Source organism: Pseudomonas sp. SJZ077 (assembly GCF_007993905.1).
Lineage (GTDB): Bacteria > Pseudomonadota > Gammaproteobacteria > Pseudomonadales > Pseudomonadaceae > Aquipseudomonas > Aquipseudomonas mandelii.
Genome location: NZ_VIUJ01000031.1, coordinates 1 through 19,076, shown reverse-complemented (window position 1 = coordinate 19,076; position 19,076 = coordinate 1). Strand labels below are relative to the sequence as shown.

15 protein-coding genes and 1 pseudogene are annotated in these 19,076 nt (G+C 56.8%); 6 read left to right on the top strand and 10 right to left on the bottom strand.

Annotation, left to right across the window (positions count from 1 at the left end; all coding sequences use genetic code 11):
* Positions 1 to 3: 3 nt before the first annotated feature.
* Positions 4 to 1,569, top strand: a complete 1,566-nt coding sequence (locus tag FBY01_RS29685; protein WP_145310794.1) for an amino acid permease — start codon at positions 4 to 6, stop codon at positions 1,567 to 1,569.
* A gap of 167 nt (positions 1,570 to 1,736) precedes the next feature.
* Positions 1,737 to 1,859, top strand: a pseudogene (locus FBY01_RS29680) (GNAT family N-acetyltransferase); the annotation flags it as partial.
* A gap of 20 nt (positions 1,860 to 1,879) precedes the next feature.
* Here the strand turns inward: FBY01_RS29680 and FBY01_RS29675 are convergent.
* From FBY01_RS29675 to FBY01_RS29655, 5 genes are all read right to left on the bottom strand, one after another.
* Complete coding sequence (locus tag FBY01_RS29675) at positions 1,880 to 2,992, bottom strand: hypothetical protein (protein ID WP_010459008.1); 1,113 nt, start codon at positions 2,990 to 2,992, stop codon at positions 1,880 to 1,882.
* 83 nt (positions 2,993 to 3,075) lie between these two features.
* Positions 3,076 to 4,251: a DUF2252 domain-containing protein gene (locus FBY01_RS29670; protein ID WP_306092902.1), complete on the bottom strand. Its 1,176-nt coding sequence runs from the start codon at positions 4,249 to 4,251 to the stop codon at positions 3,076 to 3,078.
* Between the two features lie 588 nt (positions 4,252 to 4,839).
* Positions 4,840 to 5,712, bottom strand: coding sequence for an oxaloacetate decarboxylase (locus FBY01_RS29665; protein WP_145310816.1), 873 nt, complete (start codon positions 5,710 to 5,712; stop codon positions 4,840 to 4,842).
* A 122-nt stretch (positions 5,713 to 5,834) separates the two neighbouring features.
* Positions 5,835 to 7,142 (bottom strand): C4-dicarboxylate transporter DctA, encoded by a 1,308-nt coding sequence (gene dctA, locus FBY01_RS29660; protein WP_145310796.1) that lies wholly within the window; start codon positions 7,140 to 7,142, stop codon positions 5,835 to 5,837.
* A 103-nt stretch (positions 7,143 to 7,245) separates the two neighbouring features.
* A complete protein-coding gene (locus FBY01_RS29655) occupies positions 7,246 to 8,415 on the bottom strand; it encodes a mandelate racemase/muconate lactonizing enzyme family protein (protein WP_145310798.1) in 1,170 nt (389 codons plus the stop codon).
* A 99-nt stretch (positions 8,416 to 8,514) separates the two neighbouring features.
* Here FBY01_RS29655 and FBY01_RS29650 point away from each other — a divergent pair, with 99 nt between their 5' ends.
* Positions 8,515 to 9,390: a LysR family transcriptional regulator gene (locus FBY01_RS29650; RefSeq protein WP_145310800.1), complete on the top strand. Its 876-nt coding sequence runs from the start codon at positions 8,515 to 8,517 to the stop codon at positions 9,388 to 9,390.
* A 914-nt stretch (positions 9,391 to 10,304) separates the two neighbouring features.
* Here the strand turns inward: FBY01_RS29650 and FBY01_RS29645 are convergent.
* The 3 genes from FBY01_RS29645 to FBY01_RS29635 form a co-directional block, all read right to left on the bottom strand.
* Entirely contained in the window at positions 10,305 to 11,135 is an 831-nt protein-coding gene (locus FBY01_RS29645; protein WP_145310802.1) for a type 1 glutamine amidotransferase domain-containing protein, read from the bottom strand.
* A gap of 276 nt (positions 11,136 to 11,411) precedes the next feature.
* Positions 11,412 to 12,161: a creatininase family protein gene (locus tag FBY01_RS29640; protein ID WP_033038802.1), complete on the bottom strand. Its 750-nt coding sequence runs from the start codon at positions 12,159 to 12,161 to the stop codon at positions 11,412 to 11,414.
* Positions 12,162 to 12,223: 62 nt separating this feature from the next.
* Positions 12,224 to 13,537 (bottom strand): MFS transporter, encoded by a 1,314-nt coding sequence (locus FBY01_RS29635; protein WP_145310804.1) that lies wholly within the window; start codon positions 13,535 to 13,537, stop codon positions 12,224 to 12,226.
* Between the two features lie 138 nt (positions 13,538 to 13,675).
* Here FBY01_RS29635 and FBY01_RS29630 point away from each other — a divergent pair, with 138 nt between their 5' ends.
* Positions 13,676 to 14,608 carry a LysR family transcriptional regulator gene (locus FBY01_RS29630; RefSeq protein ID WP_083377141.1) on the top strand — a complete coding sequence of 311 codons (933 nt, stop codon included), beginning with the start codon at positions 13,676 to 13,678 and terminating at the stop codon, positions 14,606 to 14,608.
* Positions 14,609 to 14,742: 134 nt separating this feature from the next.
* Here FBY01_RS29630 and FBY01_RS29625 read toward each other — a convergent pair whose 3' ends face one another.
* Entirely contained in the window at positions 14,743 to 15,477 is a 735-nt protein-coding gene (locus FBY01_RS29625) for a FadR/GntR family transcriptional regulator (protein WP_145310806.1), read from the bottom strand.
* A gap of 260 nt (positions 15,478 to 15,737) precedes the next feature.
* On the opposite strand from FBY01_RS29625, the gene FBY01_RS29620 reads away from it, so the two are divergent.
* Together FBY01_RS29620 and FBY01_RS29615 are read left to right on the top strand one after the other, a co-directional pair.
* Positions 15,738 to 16,844 carry a mandelate racemase/muconate lactonizing enzyme family protein gene (locus FBY01_RS29620; RefSeq protein ID WP_145310808.1) on the top strand — a complete coding sequence of 369 codons (1,107 nt, stop codon included), beginning with the start codon at positions 15,738 to 15,740 and terminating at the stop codon, positions 16,842 to 16,844.
* A gap of 62 nt (positions 16,845 to 16,906) precedes the next feature.
* On the top strand, positions 16,907 to 17,890 hold the full coding sequence (locus FBY01_RS29615) for an AEC family transporter (protein ID WP_224795470.1): 984 nt from the start codon (positions 16,907 to 16,909) through the stop codon (positions 17,888 to 17,890).
* Positions 17,891 to 18,133: 243 nt separating this feature from the next.
* On the opposite strand, the gene FBY01_RS29610 is transcribed toward FBY01_RS29615, so the two are convergent.
* On the bottom strand, positions 18,134 to 18,493 hold the full coding sequence (locus tag FBY01_RS29610; protein WP_145310810.1) for a DUF6124 family protein: 360 nt from the start codon (positions 18,491 to 18,493) through the stop codon (positions 18,134 to 18,136).
* Positions 18,494 to 19,076 lie beyond the last annotated feature (583 nt).

Below are 19,076 nucleotides of genomic sequence, written 5' to 3'. Positions count from 1 at the left end.
AACATGAAGCCAGCAAGCCAAGCCGGCACCAACGCGTCGCACGACGATGACGTCAAGGTGCTGCACAGCATGGGCTATGCCCAGCAACTCTCGCGACGAATGGGCGTTTTCTCCAACTTTGCCATTTCCTTTTCGATCATCTGCATCCTCTCGGGCGGCATCAACTCACTCGCCCAGGGCACCTCGGGCGCGGGTGGTGCGTCCATCGGCATCGGCTGGCCGGTCGGTTGCCTGATCTCCGGGGTCTTCGCCATGGCCATGGCGCAGATCTCATCAGCCTACCCAACCGCTGGCGGCCTCTATCACTGGGGCTCGATTCTCGGGAACCGCTTTACCGGGTGGCTGACGGCCTGGTTCAACTTGTTGGGGCTGGTGACCGTGCTCGGCGCGATCAACGTCGGCACTTACTACTTCTTTTTTGGCGCATTCGGACCCGCATTGGGGATGGAAGACACCATCACGACACGGATGATTTTCCTGGCGATCCTCACGGGGTTGCAGGCCTTGTTTAACCACCTGGGGATTGGCCTGACCGCGAAGCTCACCGATTTCTCGGGCTATCTGATCTTCACCACTGCACTGGCGCTGACCATCGTCTGCCTGATCTCGGCGCCCAGTTATGAGTTTGCCCGGTTATGGACCTTCAGCAACTACTCCGGCGAAGCAGGCGGCAACGTCTGGCCGCAGGTCTCGAACGGCTGGATCTTCATGCTCGGCCTGCTCTTGCCGATCTACACCATCACCGGTTATGACGCCTCCGCGCACACCTCCGAAGAAACCCGCAATGCCGCCCTGTCCGTGCCACGGGGCATGGTCATGTCGGTGGTCTGGTCGATGCTGTTCGGCTGGGTGATGCTCAGCTCGTTCGTGCTGATGCTGCCGAGCATGGACGAAGCGGCGAAGCATGGCTGGACCGTGTTTTTCTGGGCGATGGACACGCAAGTGAACCCGACGGTAAAAACGGCGCTGTACGTGGCCATTTTCATCTCGCAATTCCTCTGCGGACTGGCGACCGTGACCTCGGTCTCGCGCATGATCTTCGCCTTCTCCCGCGACGGAGGCCTGCCCTTCTCCAGAGCATTGTCATCGGTCTCGCCAACCCTGCGCAGCCCGGTGGCGGCAATCTGGACCGGCGCCACCCTCGCGGTGTTGTTCGTCTGGGGCTCGTCGGTGATCTCGATCGGTGAAACACCGGTCTACACCATCGTCGTGTCTTGCACGGTGATCTTCCTGTTCTTCTCCTTCATCATCCCTATCGTGCTCGGCCTGTTCACCTACGGGACCTCGAGGTGGCCAACCATGGGACCGTGGAACATGGGACGCTTCTGGTTCACCGTGTTCGCCCTCCTCTCGATCCTCTCGATGGTGATCATCTTCGTCATCGGCATCCAGCCACCGAACGATTGGGCGCTGTACATCACCATCGGCTTTCTGGTGCTGACGGCGATTGTCTGGTTCGGTTTTGAAGCCCGCCGCTTCCAGGGGCCGCCGGTGGGCGACGTGATCATCAGGCGTCAGGCCGAAATCGCTGCGGCGGAAGAGGCGCTGAACAAACGTTTCGGAGACTGATACCTCCACCATAAAACGGGACGCCAAGCGTCCCGTTTTATGAAAACAGATAGATCAGGAGTTGTTTAATGAACCGACATTCACTTCCTACAGGCACTGATAGCTTCGACAACGCCCACAAAGCCACTACCGGCTGAGCCTGTTCCCAGGCAGCAATCCCGAAGTGTGTTGGCGCTGTGCGGGTACCGTCGTCGATTACAGCAGAGGAGTTTTACGCTGCGTTGGGTTATCAGAACATCCGCGACGAGTTCCATGAGGCTGAGCGCACCATCGTTATGGAAAAGCGGCTTGAGGCTACCCCCCCAGTCGCTCAGTTTGCGGGCACGGTGATCACAGGCGTCTGTGGCGCCACGCCCGTTTCGGCCAGCGAAAACAGTACAAGAATAAACAAGAACTCCGATTTGGATTTCATGTCACGGTCATCGATCCAGAACCAATAGTCGCGATAGCGAACGGCTGCATAGGCATCGATTGGCCGCTCCCTGCTTGAGTGAATGCGCACTAATGGTTCGTCCCATGGGCTTGGATGTTCAGGCGCGGCAGGCGCCGGGTTTGCACGGCCTTCTTGCACATGGGCAGGTGGAACCTCGATGGTAGCGGCCAGCTCCACGAAGATTTCCGACATGGAACGAGTGAGTAGCACGACCTCGGTATCATCCTGCTGCACCATGCCGAACTTTAGATTCAGCTCGCTGGCATCGGGGCTCAAGTGAAGGAGTTCGCGCACCTTTCGGCGATCTTTCTCGATGTCGTCGGAGACGTCCCGCGAGATCAGGACGAGCATGCTTTCATCGTTGCTTCGTTGATTGATGCGCATCCCCAGCGACTCAGAGCGCTGGATCCGTCTGAAGGCCTCCAGCAACTCGTAGAAACGCGGATCTGCTGCTCGAAAACGCGAGGGGGATGTGGATCGGTTATAGACACCATTAACGGCGCTGGTGGTCAATTGCAGGACGCGATCGATAGGATAGCCGGCCTGAATCAGGGAAAACACGGCAGCCGGCGATAGGGGCTGCAATAAATAACGAGAGAATCTCTCCCCGGAAAGCGGGGTGTAGCTGATCGTCGGTCGATCCGTGTACACGCCGGAAGCCCCTATGGCCTGGCTGTTTCCATCGCTGGGAAGTCCAGAATACCAACTCGCTGCGAGGGTGACCTGGCTCTGCATCGCGCTGGAGGCAATGACCGAGGAAACCTCGAGGAACACGGGCGCATCTGCGTAGCGTAACTTGACGATATTGAGCAGTGTCTGTTCTTTCCAGGTCGAGGCAATAACTGCACTGTAATCTGTACGGTCACGCTGAATCGAGTTCGGTCCCATCGTTGTGCACCCGGTCACGCAGCAGGCAACGAAGAAGAGCGCTACTTGACGAGTACGGCCCGGCAATAGCCTGGTCTTCGCCGTTGAAAGATCGTGATCCATGACCTTGCCTCACAACGTATTGTTCTGTTGCACTGGGCAATCGGGTTCAGCACGCGAGGTAATGACTGCGCACTGGATCGGTTTCATAAGTCTTCTTCTATCAACACTTTGATGCGCCCTGATTTTTCAGCGGCCACCAACGAGGCATGGTCTTTCGCGTTTTGCTTGGCGTAGCTCTGGGCAAATTCGCCAATAGCCAGATCGAAGGTGTCCGACTTGCCCAAATAGCCGCTGATGAGCGCAGCATCCCCGGATTTGGCGTGGGCACGGGCCAGTGTGAGACCGCACAACTCGGCATACAGCTTCATCTGATCGACCGTCGCGCCCTCGACAGGGGCCGCCATTTTCATGTCTCGTAACTGCCGGACGAAGAAATGCCGGCCACTTTCCCCCTGCGTCCAGCCCAGGAAAATATCGCTGGAGGACTGCATCAGGCGTTGCCCGGTGACCACGCGCTCACCTTGATTCTCAAAGTCACTCTTGCCCGCAAAAGGAGCCAACACCGAAGGACAGGCTTCCTTGAATTGAAGGAGCAACGGGTAATTTTCAGCAGAAAAGAACAGGCCGACAAAACAATAGGTGCCGACGCTTCCGATCCCGACAGCCTTGACGACAAAGTCTTCGAGACGGTAACGATCGAACAGCACACGCCGTTCAAGCGGTAGCGATAATCGATAGTCTTGCAGCGCCACCTGCACACGTTGTGCAAAGTCCTTTTCATAGATATGAAACAGTATCGGTGGCTGATCGAGCAGGCGTCGACGTCCCGCTACTACGCTGCTGATTGTCGGATAAAGGTATTCGCCGATGCGTGCTTTGGCCTTGGCAATCAGCTGAACTCGGTTCTTTTTGATTTTGGCGTTGGGGGCCATGTCGATGATCGTTTGAGCGTCCAGGCGGTCATACCAGACGTCCAGCGGGCTCATCTTCGACAGTTTGCGCAGGCGCTCGCGGTAAGCACGAACACACTGGACCGCTATCGCCTGGGCGTCTTTGTCGCTGAGCCGGTTGTCACGGGCAGCCACGACGAAACTGATTGCGAGGCGTTTTACATCCCATTCCCAGGGGGCTGGAAGCGTTTCGTCGAAATCGTTAATGTCAAAAATCAGGTTGCGTTCAGGAGTGGCAAAAAGTCCGAAGTTCAAAAGATGACAATCCCCGCAGGCTTGGACTTGAATGCCTGTGTTCGGCGTATTAGCCAAGTCATGAGCCATCACCCCGGCAGAGCCACGCAAAAAGGTAAACGGGCTGCGTAACATGCGCCCGTAGCGAACCGGTATCAGATTGGGCAGGCGATATCGGTTAGACGCTTCCAGGATTTCAATAGGGTCGCGGTGTTTACGCTTCGGCTTCCAAACGGCGTGAAGTGCGTGCGGCACGCTCTCGGATAAACGCTCACCTGCTTCCAGTCGTTCTTTGCGCGAGCGAAATATCGGTTCATCGTTCTCCATGCCTTTTGCGTCCTTCAACGTACCTTTGACAGGACTCTGCTTGTTGCGAGACATGTCCGCTCCTTTGTTCTCTGGGGCACCATTGAGTCAACCACGGTTGTAATGAGCCATATCAGGGCAAGGCCGTAGCCATTGTTCATCAAAACGCTAACACCAGATGGCATTGGCATTTCTGACAAAAATCAATGCAGCGACGGGAAAAGCGTTCAGTGATGGGATGCCTTCAAGCAGATGTGCCAACGCCCGGATCTACCGGGCGTTCGATGGAAAAATAAATCCGTCCCCTTTTTTTTCGGCTGCGGGGTGGCTTTGATATCGGCGTTCGACGGGAAGTGGAAGCCGAGGTATTCCTCGTCGAGTTTTTTGAATCGGGTTTACAAGGTGACCGTCTCAAGCTCAAACGGAGACGTTATCTGACTTCAAATAGGTCGTTGCCCATTCGCGGTATTTGTCCGAGTGTGTGTATTTTGAAAGCAACTCAGAGACCGAAAGCTCGCGCCCCGCTGTGCCGCTTTGTTCGCGTAACGCCTCGTAAGTCGCTTTGATCGCGGACAAATAGGAGGCATGTCCATTGACCACAATCCGTACATTAGCCGCACTCAGTTTCTCAACATCGCTCAGTGCGGGATTACCGTAGTTGATGAGCATGATCGGGACGCAAAGATGCGCTGTGAGTGCTTCCAAGTGCTGGAAGTCCTTGACGCCAACAAGGCAAACAGCGTCTGCCCCAGCCTTCTCATAGGCCGTAGTCCGAGCAATCGAATCGTCCAAAGTAGTGAGGGCCACATTCGTCCTGGCGATGATGCTCAATGCATCGTCTGACCGGGCAAATCGTGCAGCGTAGATCTTGCTCGCCGCCTCCTCCATATTGATGAGCACGCTCGACTGCTCGTCGTACCTGGCGGGTAGGTGCGTATCTTCGAGTGTCAGCGCAGCAACACCCGCCTTTTGTAACTCTGTGACTGTTCGCATCACATTGAGCGCGTTTCCGAATCCATGGTCAGCATCCCCAATGATCGGGATTTGGCTGGCGCGACCAACCCTGGAAACTTGCTCTGAATATTCATCGAGCGTGAGCAACGAGATGTCTGGGGCACCAAGCACTTGAAGCGAGGCGATGGATCCCCCCTGAATCGCGACCTCAAAGCCAAGGTCAGAGGCCATTCGAACGGAGATCGGATCGAACACGGATGCGGCAAATTTACAGACTGTTCCATGAAGCAAATCACCGAACGCCTTACGTAGTTCATGATGAGATCGCTCAATCATTTTTTCGGCTCCATCACCTTCCACTGAGTACATCGCTTGAATCGTCTTGCGAGTACGAAACATGCATTAGCTACCGGTCATTACACCCAGTTCGAAGCGCAATGGCCGGTAAGCGAGGCTGATTACTTTTGCGCTAACAAGGCTTTACGCTCTGCCTTTTCGTTTTTCATTGCGGCCATTTCACGCTCGCAGGCCTCGACATCAAACGAGTTGTCCCACTTGGCAATGGCGATGGTGCCGATACCGTTGCCGATCAGGTTGGTCACGGCTCGCGCTTCGTTCAGGAACCGGTCGATGCCCAAGAGCAGGACAAGGCCTACCAACGGAATGGAGTGGATGGTTGTGAGCGTTGCCGCCAGGGTGATGAACCCGGCCCCCGCCACGCCAGCCGAGCCTTTCGAGGTCAGCAGGAAGACGCCCAACAGAATCATCTGATCCATAAACGTCAGCGGTGTATTGGTTGCCTGCGCGATGAAAATCGCCGCCATGGTGAGGTAAATGCAGGTGCCATCCGCATTGAAGGTGTAGCCAGTCGGCAGCACCATACCCACGACCGACTTTCTGCAGCCCAGCTTTTCAAGCTTGACCATCATTCGTGGCAGCACAGCCTCAGTCGAGCAGGTTCCGAGCGTGATCAGAATCTCGTCCTTGAAGTAACGGAGAAACTGAAACAAGGGCATTCCCGACCATCGAGCAACCGTGCCCAGCACGACCACGATGAAGATCAGGGTGGTAGCGTAGAGTGCTATCAACAACTGGCCAAGTGACAACAACGTACCGATTCCGTACTTGCCGATTGTGAAAGCCATACCGGCACCAGCACCAATTGGAGCCAGACGCATGACCATTGCCACGATCTTGAACAGGCCTTGCAGGAACAGATCAATGGTATTGATCAGCGGCTTGCTGGTTTCACCCATTTGAACCAGGGCAACCCCCATCAGCACCGACAGCAGGATGACCTGGAGCATGACGCCATTGGAGAACGCGCCGACAAACGTATGCGGGATGATGTTCATGAAAAAATCGACGGTGCCACCCTGCTCACTGGCAGCCTGGCTGTACTTGGCGATTGAACTGCCATCCAGCGTGTCGACATTGATGTTCATCCCAACGCCTGGCTTTACGACGTTGACCACAATAAGGCCGATGACCAGTGCGATGGTTGAAAGAACTTCGAAGTAGAGCAGCGATTTAACGCCAATTCTCCCGACCTCTTTGATGCTGCCCATCTTGGCGATACCGACAACCACGGTGCCAAAAATAATAGGGGCCAACAGCATTTTGATGAGCCTGATAAAGCCGTCTGCAAAAGGTTGCAGCTTGGCTCCGAATTGCGGTTCAAAGTGACCGATTGCGGCACCAATGACGATACCGATCAGCACCTGCACATACAGCTGGCTGTACCAGCGGGACTTGGAGATTTCCACGGAAGCACCTCATTTTATTGTTGTGATGGGCGTGTGGCGTGACGTCAGGGGAAGACGCCGGATAACCGTGGCCTCCAGCGAAGAAGCCACGGTTCGGGCGCTATCAGCCCTCGCCCAGCTCGCGCATGACGGCGTACAAGGCGGACTTGGCTTCGAAGCCGACACCCGGAATATCCGGCAGACCCACGTAGCCGTTTTCTACGCGAATCCCGTCAGCGAACCCGCCAAAAGGCTGGAACACGTCTGGATAGGATTCGTTGCCGCCAAGGTGCAGGCCTGCGGCGATGTTCAGAGACATTTGATGGCCACCGTGCGGAACCACACGACGCGAAGACCAGCCCATGTCTTCCATCACTTTCAAGGTGCGCATGTACTCCACAAGCCCGTAGGACAGTGCACAGTCAAACTGGAGGTAGTCGCGATCAGGGCGCATGCCACCGTGGCGCAGCAGGTTACGAGCATCCTGGTGCGAGAAGAGGTTCTCACCTGTAGCCATTGGCAGCTCGTAGTGATTGGCAAGTTCAGCTTGCAGCGCGTAGTCCAGCGGATCGCCGATTTCTTCGTACCAGAACAGGTTGTACTTTTTGATCGCCTCGGCGTAAGCGATACCGGTTTGAAGGTCAAAGCGACCGTTAGCGTCGACTGCCAGGCGGCGGCCATCGCCGACAACCTCCAGCACAGCCTCAATACGACGAATGTCTTCATCCAGAGGTACAGCACCGATTTTCATTTTCACGACGTCATAGCCGCGATCCAGATAGCTCTGCATTTCTGCTTTGAGCTTGGTCTGGTCTTTGCCAGGGTAGTAGTAACCACCTGCTGCGTAGACCCAGACCTTGTCGTCGGCGACACCACCGCGATAGCGGTCAGCCAGAAGGCGGTACAGCGGCTTGCCTTCGATCTTGGCAACGGCATCCCACACAGCCATGTCAATCGTGCCGACTGCAACTGAACGTTCGCCGTGGCCTCCTGGCTTTTCGTTGGTCATCAGGGCTTTCCAGATGGCGAACGGATCCAGGTTGTTGTTCTCATGATCGACGAGAGTATCTGGATGAGCTTCAGTGATCCGCGCCAGGAAACGATCGCGCATCAGTGCGCCTTGACCGTAGCGACCATTGGAGTTGAAACCGTAGCCGATGACAGGTTTACCATCGCGAATCACATCCGTGACGACAGCGACAACCGAGCAGGTCATTTTCGAAAAATCGATATAGGCATTGGCGATTGGAGAAGCGATGGAGACGGTTTTTTCACGGATGTCTACGATACGCATGACGGGTTCCTCTTGTTGTTGATGGCCCCACGTTATGCTTTGCGATGCCCCCCGCCCAATGCTATTAATGCCGCACCCTATGCACAGGAGGCATGGCCTTTGGAACTCGTCTGGCTCGAAGATTTTTCAGCCCTTGCGGAATACGGCAGCTTCGTTCGCGCGGCTGAAGCGCGGCACGTTACTCAGCCGGCATTCAGTCGTAGAGTCCGCTCCCTAGAGAATTGGATGGGCGTACAACTGTTCGTTCGCACCCCTCAAGGGGCGACCCTGACCGAAGCGGGGAGGCAAATATTGCCGAGTGCTCAGGAGGCTGCCAGGCGCTTGTACCGAATGCGCAACGAAGCTCAAGAAGTGGCGGGAATGGCCGCTAAATCCCTGCACTTCGCCGCAACTCACTCCCTCTCGTTTACTTTTTTTCCAAGGTGGCTTCGTAGCGCGGAAAACGGTGCCCCAATCGAGGCTGTGCAACTGCACTCAGACAGCATGGCTGTCTGTGAGCAGATGCTGATACATGGCCAGGTTCAGTTTCTGCTCTGCCACCGCCACCCCGACGTTCCACCCTTGCTGGCCCCTGACCAGTTCATCGGCAAGAAAGTTGGTGAGGACGTTCTCGTTCCACTGGCCAGTGCTTCCGCCCACTTCGGCACCTCCCCAGCGGCATTGCCTTACCTCGCTTACACACATGAGTCCGGACTGGGGCGCATCGTTGCTCACCGGCTGCATGGCAAGGAAGATTACCTTCACCTCAAACCCCTTTTCAGCAGCCACCTCGCGGCAGTGCTGATGTCCATGGCCATGGAAAGCAAAGGCGTGGCGTGGTTGCCCAAGAGCCTCACCGAGCAGGAAATAATGGATGGACGCTTAGTCAGGGCACTCGATGAAAGCTGGGATATCCCGCTGGAGATTCACCTGACCCGCCCAACAGCGCCACTCAGTCCATCTGCTGAAGAGTTCTGGGCCAGAGTGGGCGACTAGCTCCATTGGCCGTCTCCAGTTTTAAATCAACCCATGACGTGCTGGGGCCGTCGAAAACGCGGAGACGAAATCCGGCGTGCCCGAGGGCTCCCTGCGCACAGCTACCATAAAGTGCAGGCATGAAATGACCTGCCTGTCTGGATGCAGATACGCTTCGTCACGACGGGCTGCTAAACCCGATCACTGAAGGGCAGTGACGGGCAGTGACGGGAATCAGTTACCGAGCAGCCCAAAAGCGTACAAGCCGGCGAACTCTGGTGCAGTCGAAGGCAAGGGCGCAAGGTTTTGCAGCTTTCAGGACGTAACCTTAAGGGTACTTAAACATACGTTTTCAAGAGTTGTTGAAAAGCTGATACGCACTTCCTACAGGCGGTGAAAGCATCGAAAAAAACTCAGGAAGCGACCGCCGTGATTACGAGGGTGAGCATCGCAAATGTGTCTGCAACGTGGTCTCTTGAATCAGCCTGCCACAGCCGATTGCTGTTTGTCGCCAGCCTCACCGGGTCGATTCCCGCCGCTTACAACTTTGGTATCTGGTTAGTCAGGTGCAATGCACATAATGGGTCAGGTCGAACGCATATAAGTAGCCAGGTGAGATGCGACTTAGCAGATTATCGATCACATCTTGACTTCAGTTCGGACCAATCCGGTACTTTGTACGAGGCCCTCTACCAAGCGATAACGTCGTTGGCACAAGAATTTGAAGCCGGGCATTGGAAGACGGGAACAACAACTATCGGGCAGTACATCTCTAAACGAGGCATTACGAGCGGCCCTTGGGCTTGGACGAAATGTGCGGGTGTCGTCTTCCGACACATTAGCGTGCAGCGTGTCGGGATAGACGGTGGCGCTGGAGCCAATGCAGATCGACCCCAGCACCTAAGGCCCGGTTTGCCCGGAACGGCCGCCCAGGATTACTTCAGTTTCGCCAGCATGGCCACGGCGACTGCCTTGGCCGACTGTGGGTTCTGGCCGGAAATGACTTCGCGATCTTCGATCACGTTCTCGCTCCATGGCTTGGCTTCAAAGAAGTTAGCACCGGCTGCCGTCAGGCCATCCTGCGGGAACAGTTTCATATGGCCGCCGCCGAGGAAACCTTTGGCCTGCTCCTCTTCCGCGTCGGTGAAGGCGGTGACTTTGTAGCCCTTGTAAATCCAATTGGCTGGCGCTGCCGGCTGTTTGCCCGATTCCAGTGCGGAGACAAAACCGTGCGCATCCGGGATCGCCGACAACATGGCTATGGTGCCATGGCAGGTGAAGCCGGTGATCTTGCCTTTTTCGTGGAAGTTGGTCAGCAGTTGGCCCAGTTGCTTGTCCTTCAGCAGATCCTGCATCGGGATATGACCGCCAGGCACGAATACGGCATCGAACTTGTCGTAGCCGATTTTCTGAACCTGCGCGAAGCTGATTGCCGGCGAGCCGCTCTTCGAGGTCAGCTTCAGCGTGTCCAGCAGCGCAAGACTTTCCTGACGGGCCTTTTCATCGCCGCCCCAGAAGCTCACATCATTGGATTTCTGGTCTGCGGTTGGCGCCTTGCCGCTAGGGGTGGCAAATACGACGGTTTGACCCGCCTCGATGAAGGTCTGCACCGGTTGCATTAATTCGTTCAGGAAGAAGCCTGTTTGCATGACCTTGCCGTCTTTCAGGTCCAGTTGAGCCTGATCCGACAGTACAACCAATACCGTACCGGCGTTGGCATAGTTAGCGGCAGCGGTTAGCAGGGCGGCAATAATGGTTTTTTTCACGCGATTCTCCAGTAGCAATGGTTTGTTGGCGCCATCTTATTACTAGAGCAGAGAGTGATAGAGCCCCTGAATTGAATTTCACTTATTACACTAGGTAATCAATAGTTGGGGCTTGCTGTCGCTGAAGTGCCAGGCCTGTGGTTGAAATTTTCTCGGTGAAAACTCCGGGGCATGGATAACCCTCTGTATCAACGATCGTAGTGATTTCCTAAACAGGACGTGCCAACGCCTGGAAATACCGGGCGTTGGCCAATTGAAAAGACTTGATGTGATTGTTCAGCCGGGCATTGATTCGCGGCTGAAAGCATCCAGCTCCCGCACCAGGCTCTGTGCTGCCAGCATGACCAGTTCACGACCTTTGTCTGGCGTCGCCAGCGCCGGGTCCGAGCCCATGCGGCCATCGGGATGGCGTGCGCGAAAGTCCATCGCTTCGCGGATCGGGCCCCAAGGGGCGATCTGCGGCGAGTATTCAGCCGATTTGATCGAATCCGGGTAGGCCCATTGTGTGACCGCAATCTCGGACGGCGTGGCATGAACGCCGTGCCCCGTAGGAAACTGCTCGCGCGCAAGCTCCCCTACCCCCTCAAGGTCCCACCAATTGCACAACTTCAGCGCGAACCCTGCTGGGCGTCGAGCGAAGCTGGCTTCGGCGTAGAGCTCAGAGAACGCCGCCTCAATCGATGCAACGTTGCCACCGTGGCCATTGAGGAAGAGGATTTTTTCAAACCCGTGAGCGGCCAGCGAGCGCACCCAATCGCCAATCGCCGCAATGAAGGTCGACGGACGCAGCGAGATGGTTCCAGGGAACCCAAGATGGTGCTGGGCCATGCCAATATTGAAGGTCGGTGCAATCAGGATGTCTGCGTTTTTTTGCGCTTCACCGGCAATGATTTCCGGGCACATCCAGTCGGTCCCCAGAAGACCGGTAGGACCGTGTTGTTCGTTCGAACCGATCGGGATCACGATGGTGCGGCTGCGTTGAAGAAATTGGCCGATCTCGGCCCAGGTCGACAGGTGTAAAAGCATTTGAGTTCTCTCTTTTAAAGGGTTCCTTGCGGAACATGACAAAGGACGCGGGTGGCAACAGATCAACCCGCACTGTATTCCGGAATCGCGCCGTCACGCGTTTTCGGCTTGGTCGACAGGATCACCAATGCTGCGCACAGAAATACGCAACCCACGATAACGATGCCAAGATTCGCGCTGCCGGTTGCGGTTTTTGCCCAGCCGATTATGGCCGGCCCCCAGAAGCCGCCGGAAAGACCGATGGTATTAATCAAGGCAATGCCCCCTGCCGCCGCCTCGCCCTTGATGTGTTCGGAGGGCATCGCCCACAACACGGTGTAGGCCATGAACATCATGGCGGTTGCCACGGTCAGCAGTGCCAGCGCGGCCATCAGGTTGCCGTCGGCAAAAGGGTACATAAGCAGCAGGATCGCGCCGATCCCCGCCGGCACTGCGCAGTGATAGCGTCTTTCACCGACACGGTCCGACCGGCGCCCTATCCAGTACATGCCGCAAGCGGCGGCGACATAGGGAATCGCGGCGTACCAACCCAGTTGCATGGTGTCGTTGACGCCCTGGGCCTTGAGGATTGCCGGCAGCCAGAAACTCATGGCGTAGATCGAGAAGATGATGCAGAAATAGGCGCTGGCGAGAATGTAGATTTTCGGGTCGCGCAACACTGCACGGAACGAATGGACGCGCCCGGTCGATTCACCCAGCTCACTGGCCAGCAAGGCCTTTTCTTCCTGGCTCAGCCAGCGCGCCTCAGCGGGTCGATTGGAAAGGATGAAAAAAGTAAGCACACCGAGGAAAACGCACGGCAAGCCTTCAATCAAAAACATCCACTGCCAGCCGGCCAGACCACCAACGCCTTCGAACGTGGTGATCAACCACGCAGACAGTGGGCCGCCCACAATGCCGCCAATGGGGCCGGCGATAAACACGATCGCAATGGCCCGCGCCATACGCTTGGGACCGTACCAGCAGGACAGGTAATAAATCATGCCCGGTGCAAAACCGGCTTCGAACACACCCAGCAGAAAGCGCATGGCGTAAAACATCGGCACGTTGCGCACGAACAACATGCAGGCCGAGGTGATGCCCCAACACACCAGAATACGGCTGAAGGTTTTCCTCGCGCCGACCTTCGGCAGCATCAGGTTGCTCGGCAACTCGAACAATACGTACCCCAGAAAGAAAATACCGGCGCCCGCGCCATAGGCCGCATCGGAAAGCCCAAGGTCATTTTGCATCTGCAGTTTGGCAAAGCCGACGTTGATCCGGTCCAGATACGCAAATACGTAACAGATGAACAGCAGCGGCAGCAGCCGCCAGTTGAGCTTGCGGTAAAGGGCTGAAATGGCATCACTTCGTGCCGGCGCCTGAAGAATTGACATGCGAATCTCCCGTTATTCTTGTTGGTCCGAGTTCGTGTCAGAGAATGTTGCACCGGCACCTCATGACCAGCAAGAGCAACTAAGTTCGTGTAGTGTTGCTCTACAAGCAACGCAACATCTCTGGAGGGAGTTCCCGGCATGCGCGAAATCAATCAACAACGGCTTCGGTATTTTCATGAGGTGCTGACTCACGGATCGATTCGTGGCGCGGCCGACAACATCAATACGTCGCCCTCAGTGATCACGCGCCAGATCAAGCTGCTGGAAGAGGAAATCGGCGCCAAACTATTCGAGCGCCAGGCACGCGGTGTTCAGCCCACCGAGGCCGCGGCGCACTTGCTGGAGTTCTGGCGCGGCTATCGATCGCACCAGGAGAAACTCGAAGATCAGTTGCAAGCGATCAAGGGCCTGCAGCAAGGCCATGTGCGCGTCGTCATCAGCGAGGGCTATGTCGATGCGTTGGTCGACAACGTGCTCGCGCCGTTCTGCAAGCAGTACCCCAAGCTTGATGTGCGGCTGGACATTCTGCCCGTCGACGATGTTCTCAACGAAGTCGCCGAAAACCGTGCGCACATCGGCCTTGCGTACAATCCGCCGCCGCATCCGCACATCGACTACCGCGCGACGTTTTCGCAACCGGTGATGCTGCTGGTTCGCCCGGATCATCCGTTGGCATCGCGGGGCGCGGCGGCAACCGTCGAGGATATCCTCGCCTGCCAACTGGTCCTGACACCCACGACGTTCGGTATCGGTCATGCGATCAAGATGCTCGAGTATGCCGAGAAAATCGAGATCCGCCCGGTACTCGTCAGCAACTCCCTCGCGGCGCTCAAGCGCATGGTGGAGGACGGCGGTTTTGCTTCGTTGCTCGGCGAATTCGCGGCCTATCGGGAAATCGCCAACGGCAGCCTGGCGGCGGTATCGATCGACCATCCGTTGTTTCTTGGGGTTGAAGCAAAACTGTTGGTGAAATCCGGCCGACCGTTGGCCGCCCCTGCTCAAGAGCTACTGAACTGGATGTTGCAGCGCTTGCCGATGTTTGCGTCTGATACGGGAGTGCCGAGTGCCTGACCAAGAGACAAGTCATCCCTATTCCCTCGCCTTCTCTCCTGGTGGAACAGACGTGTTCGAGATGCTCGGAAGGCCAAAGGAACAACCTGCCTAGGTTGTAGAACAACGAAACAAGATCCGCTCGGCTCAAACCATCAGAAAAATGTGATCTCGTAGCCGAATCGCGAGGCTGCGTTGACGATATGTTCCCCCATGATCTGGCGTGCGGCCGTCGCATTTCGATCGATAAAAGCCTGCACGAGTTCTTCATGCTCCCCGCGCGCCGCGTGAGGAATGTTGCTGAACACCGGGCCGCGCCGCGCGAAGTTCATGGTGATCAGTGCGCGCATTGGCTCGAGCACTGTGCGAATCATCGTCTCGAGATAGTCGTTGCCCGACGCTGCCGCAACGGCCCTGTGAAAATCGAGGTCGGCGTTGACTGTTTCCAGGGTCGGTTCGCCTTCGTATTGCATGCGCAAGACCGCGGCCTGAATGACTTTCAACTTGGCCGGGGTCATGTGCGAGGCGGTGAGCGCGGCGGCCTGGCTTTCCAGGACGGCCCGCACTTCAAACATGTTTCGGATGGTGTTGTCACCGTCCAGCATCGGCGCACTCGCCTGCGGTGCCAAAGGCTCTGACGCTTGGGAGGCGGCGGAGACGAAGACGCCTACGCCCTGGCGAGACTGAATCAGCCCCTGCGCCCGCAGCGTGGCGATGCCCTCGCGCACCACGTTGCGGCTGACGCCGAAGTTCTGCGAGAGAAACTGTTCAGTGGGCAAACGGTCTCCCGGTCGCAGCCGCCCGGAAGCAATCTCATCGCTCAGCGAGCGGGCGATGTGCTCGGCCAGATGAGGTCGGCGGGTTACGGGTTGCACATTCATTTCACTCATTCTTTTTTCTCCCCTCACTTGTCTACTTAATCTACATCAGAAGACTTGTTCCTGACAGTTGAAACTGAAATTCGCAAAACACATCAAACACTTAATCCAATTAAAACAATGACTTATCTAATAAATAGGTTAAATCCTGCTGAAATGCCGCAGTTGTTCTGTTGAAGGACAACAGGATGTGATGTACGTTGCCCTCAACCTGATACGGACGAATAAAAAATTGCCGTGTCAGCTTCGCAACCCGCTTGAGGCGCAATCCTATGAAAATTGCCAGCATTGAAACCATTCCGCTTCGTATTCCCTTCACCACGGGCGGCCCGTCGGCCGGCGGGGTCTGGGGGCCGAAAGACCTGCAAATGGTCGACTCTCTCTTGGTCAAGATCACCACCGACGACGGGATCGTTGGCTGGGGCGAAACCTTCGGCTTCACCGCAATCCCGGCGGTAAAAGTGGTGATCGACACCATCCTTGCGCCTGAACTGATTGGCAGCGATGTCACTCGACGGGAGAAATTACAGGGCGATCTGCAGAGGAAGTTTCACGTTTTCGGTCGCAGCGGCGCGTTCATCTATGGCCTCTCGGCGATTGACATCGCGCTGTGGGATATCGCGGGCAAAGCCGCCGAAAAACCGATTTACCAGTTGCTGGGCGGCAGTGAGGCCACGTCTCTTGCGGCGTACGCAAGCCTGATCCGGTATGCAGACCCCGAACTCATCCGCGTCAATGTGCAGCGCGCAGTCAACAGCGGTTTCCGCCACCTCAAGCTGCACGAAGTGGATATCGACGTCATCCGCGCTGCGTGCGAAGCCGCTGGCCCCGGCGTGGAAATCACCCTCGACGTCAACGCTCCGTGGACGGTGCGCGAAGCGCTGGACATGACCGAAAAACTTCGCCCGCTGAACCTGCGCTGGCTCGAAGAACCGGTGTGGCCGCCGGAAGACTACTCGGGGTTGGCAAGGGTGCGCGCGCACGGCGGCATCCCGGTTGCGGCTGGCGAAAATGCCTCGACGCTCATGGACTTCCAGCACCTGCTTGAGGCCGGCGCGGTGGATTTCGTGCAGCCAAGCCCCGCCAAAATGGGCGGCATCACCGAACTGCAAAAAGTCTATGCACTGGCCAACGCCCATGGCGTCACCGTGATGGTCCACGCCTTTTATGACGGCCCCGGCCTGCTGGCGGCGGTGCATGGAAGCGCAGCCCTGGGCGGCGCCAAGTCACTGGTCGAATGGCGTTACTTCGACCTCGAAGCGCAACTCTATGGCGACGCCATCATCCCGCGTAACGGACGCATCGACGTACCGCAAGGGCCGGGACTCGGCATCGAGCCTGACCAGGACGTCATCCGGGATTACCGCTTCAAACCTTGACCCCATAAGCCGCTGGCTCATTGCAACGTTGATCGACGCCGACGTGTCGGCCTCGATCAGCCATGACGACATTCTTGATAAAAATAAATACGAGGATTGATGACATGTTAGACAGGATCGTAGGACCCATCTTGCCCGTCGCCTTTGTGATCGCGCTGGGCTATATCGCCGGCAAGCGCGGACGGCTGACCCATTCGGACAGCCTGCTGATCAGCCGCCTGGTGCTGGGCTGGATATTCCCGGCGCTGCTTTTTGTCGGGATGGCAAGCACGCCCCGTGAACAGCTCTTCGACTTCAAGTTCATCGTGGCGACGTTCATCGGCATCATGGGCATGTACACGATAGCGCTGGCAATCGGCTGGTTCAGCACTCGCGATCTCAAGGTGGCAACGCTCAAGGGCTTCGTGAACGGTTATCCAGACGCCGCCTTCATGGGCATCCCTATCCTGGGTGCAATGTTCGGCGCGGGCAGCATCTACTCGGTGCTGGTACTCAACCTGGTCGCGAGCCTGGTGATGATCCCGCTGACGACCATGTTGCTCACCATCGCCGATGGAAAGGCCAGTGGCGGCCAGGCGTTTTTGTCGAGCCTTTCAGGGGCGGTACGTCGTCCGCTGATGTGGGCGCCGGCCCTGGGGATTCTACTGTCCGTGCTGCAGGTCGAGTTGCCTGCGCTTGCGGCGGAGTCTTTCACCCTTCTCGGCAAGGCCACGCCCGGTGTATCCCTGCTGTGCCTGGGACTGATCATGTCGTCGGAGAAACTGAAAATGTCCGGTGAAGTCTGGGGCAACCTTGGGCTCAAGCTGCTCATTCACCCGGTGTTAATGTTCGGCGCCACGGTACTGCTCGGCACTCATGGCCTGTACGCACAACAGATGATCCTGCTTTGCGCCCTTCCATCGGCGACGATCCCGGCGATGTTTGCGAACCAGACCGGCGCCTATCAAAGCGAAGCCGCGACCTCCATTCTGGTCAGCACCGTGCTGTCGATCGTGACGTTCTCCTTTGCGATCTACCTGATTGATGGCGGGCTTGCCGCTGCTTGACTGCTGGCTCGCGCAGGCGCCAGGCTGGAATCGCTGCAGCGGCAGAGGCGTTAAATAAACGCGCCGGAGGCTGATACCACCCCCCTAAAAAACGGGACGCCAAGCGTCCCGTTTTTACAAACACAAATAGAACAAACAACCTGTGGCGAGGGAGCTTGCTCCCGCTGGCCTGCGCAGCAGGCCCATCTGTTAAGGCCGCCTCGCCACCCAGTGCAAGCAATCCCCCTCACCACAGGTCAGCAACTACTTAGACGGCTCAACCCTATCCAACACCCGGTTCGCCGTAATCTCCGCCACCATGATGCTGTTTGAAATGCCCAGCAAGGCATAGCGCGACTCCCCCTCCAGATGATCCACCAACTGATGGACCATCACGTCGACCGACGCCAACGTCTCGACCAAAAAAACCGCCAGGGTTTCGGCTGTGGCCTCCGGGTCTACGGAAAACAGTTTGCTGGAGGTACGCGGGGCGGCTTTGATATCCGCGCTTGATGGGAAGTGGAAATCGAGGGCGCGTTCGGCTGCTTCGTTGAGTTTTTTTGAATCGGGTTCGTAGGGGGACACTGGATCGGTGTCTGGTGGGTTAGGTGTAATTTTGAACATAAGCTCGCTTCTCAAATTGAGCGCCAACCTTCTTGCTGCTAAACGAGAGGGAGGCAGCTGTACGCAGGTTAGCAGACCGGGGAAGCTAGCAAAGCCGGCGCGCCCGAAGGCGCCCTGCGCACAACCACCATCAAGTGCAGGCGTGGGAATGCCTGACTGACAAGAGCTCGTGCAGCTTGCTTGTAACCCCGGGCTGCTAAACCCGATCACTGAAGGGCAGTGACGGGAATCAAGTTACCGAGCAGCCCAAAAGCGCACAAGCCGGCGGATTCTGGTGCAGCCGTAGGCAACGGCGCAAGGTTTTGTAGCTTTCAGGACGTAACCTTGAGGGCGTTTAAACATGCGCGCTCAAGGGTTGTTGAAAAAGCTGATACGCGCTTCCTACAGGCGGTGAAAGCTTCGAAAAAAATTCAGGAAGCCACTGCCGTATTTACAAGATGACCGTCGCAAGTGTGATAGCAACGTGGTCTCTTGAATCAGCCTGTTATCGACCCAGGCTGTGTGAAAACACCTGCAATTGTCTAATCTTCTGATCGTCGAGATCGTAGCGGGGGCGATCATGAAGCGATTTATTGAAGGTGAG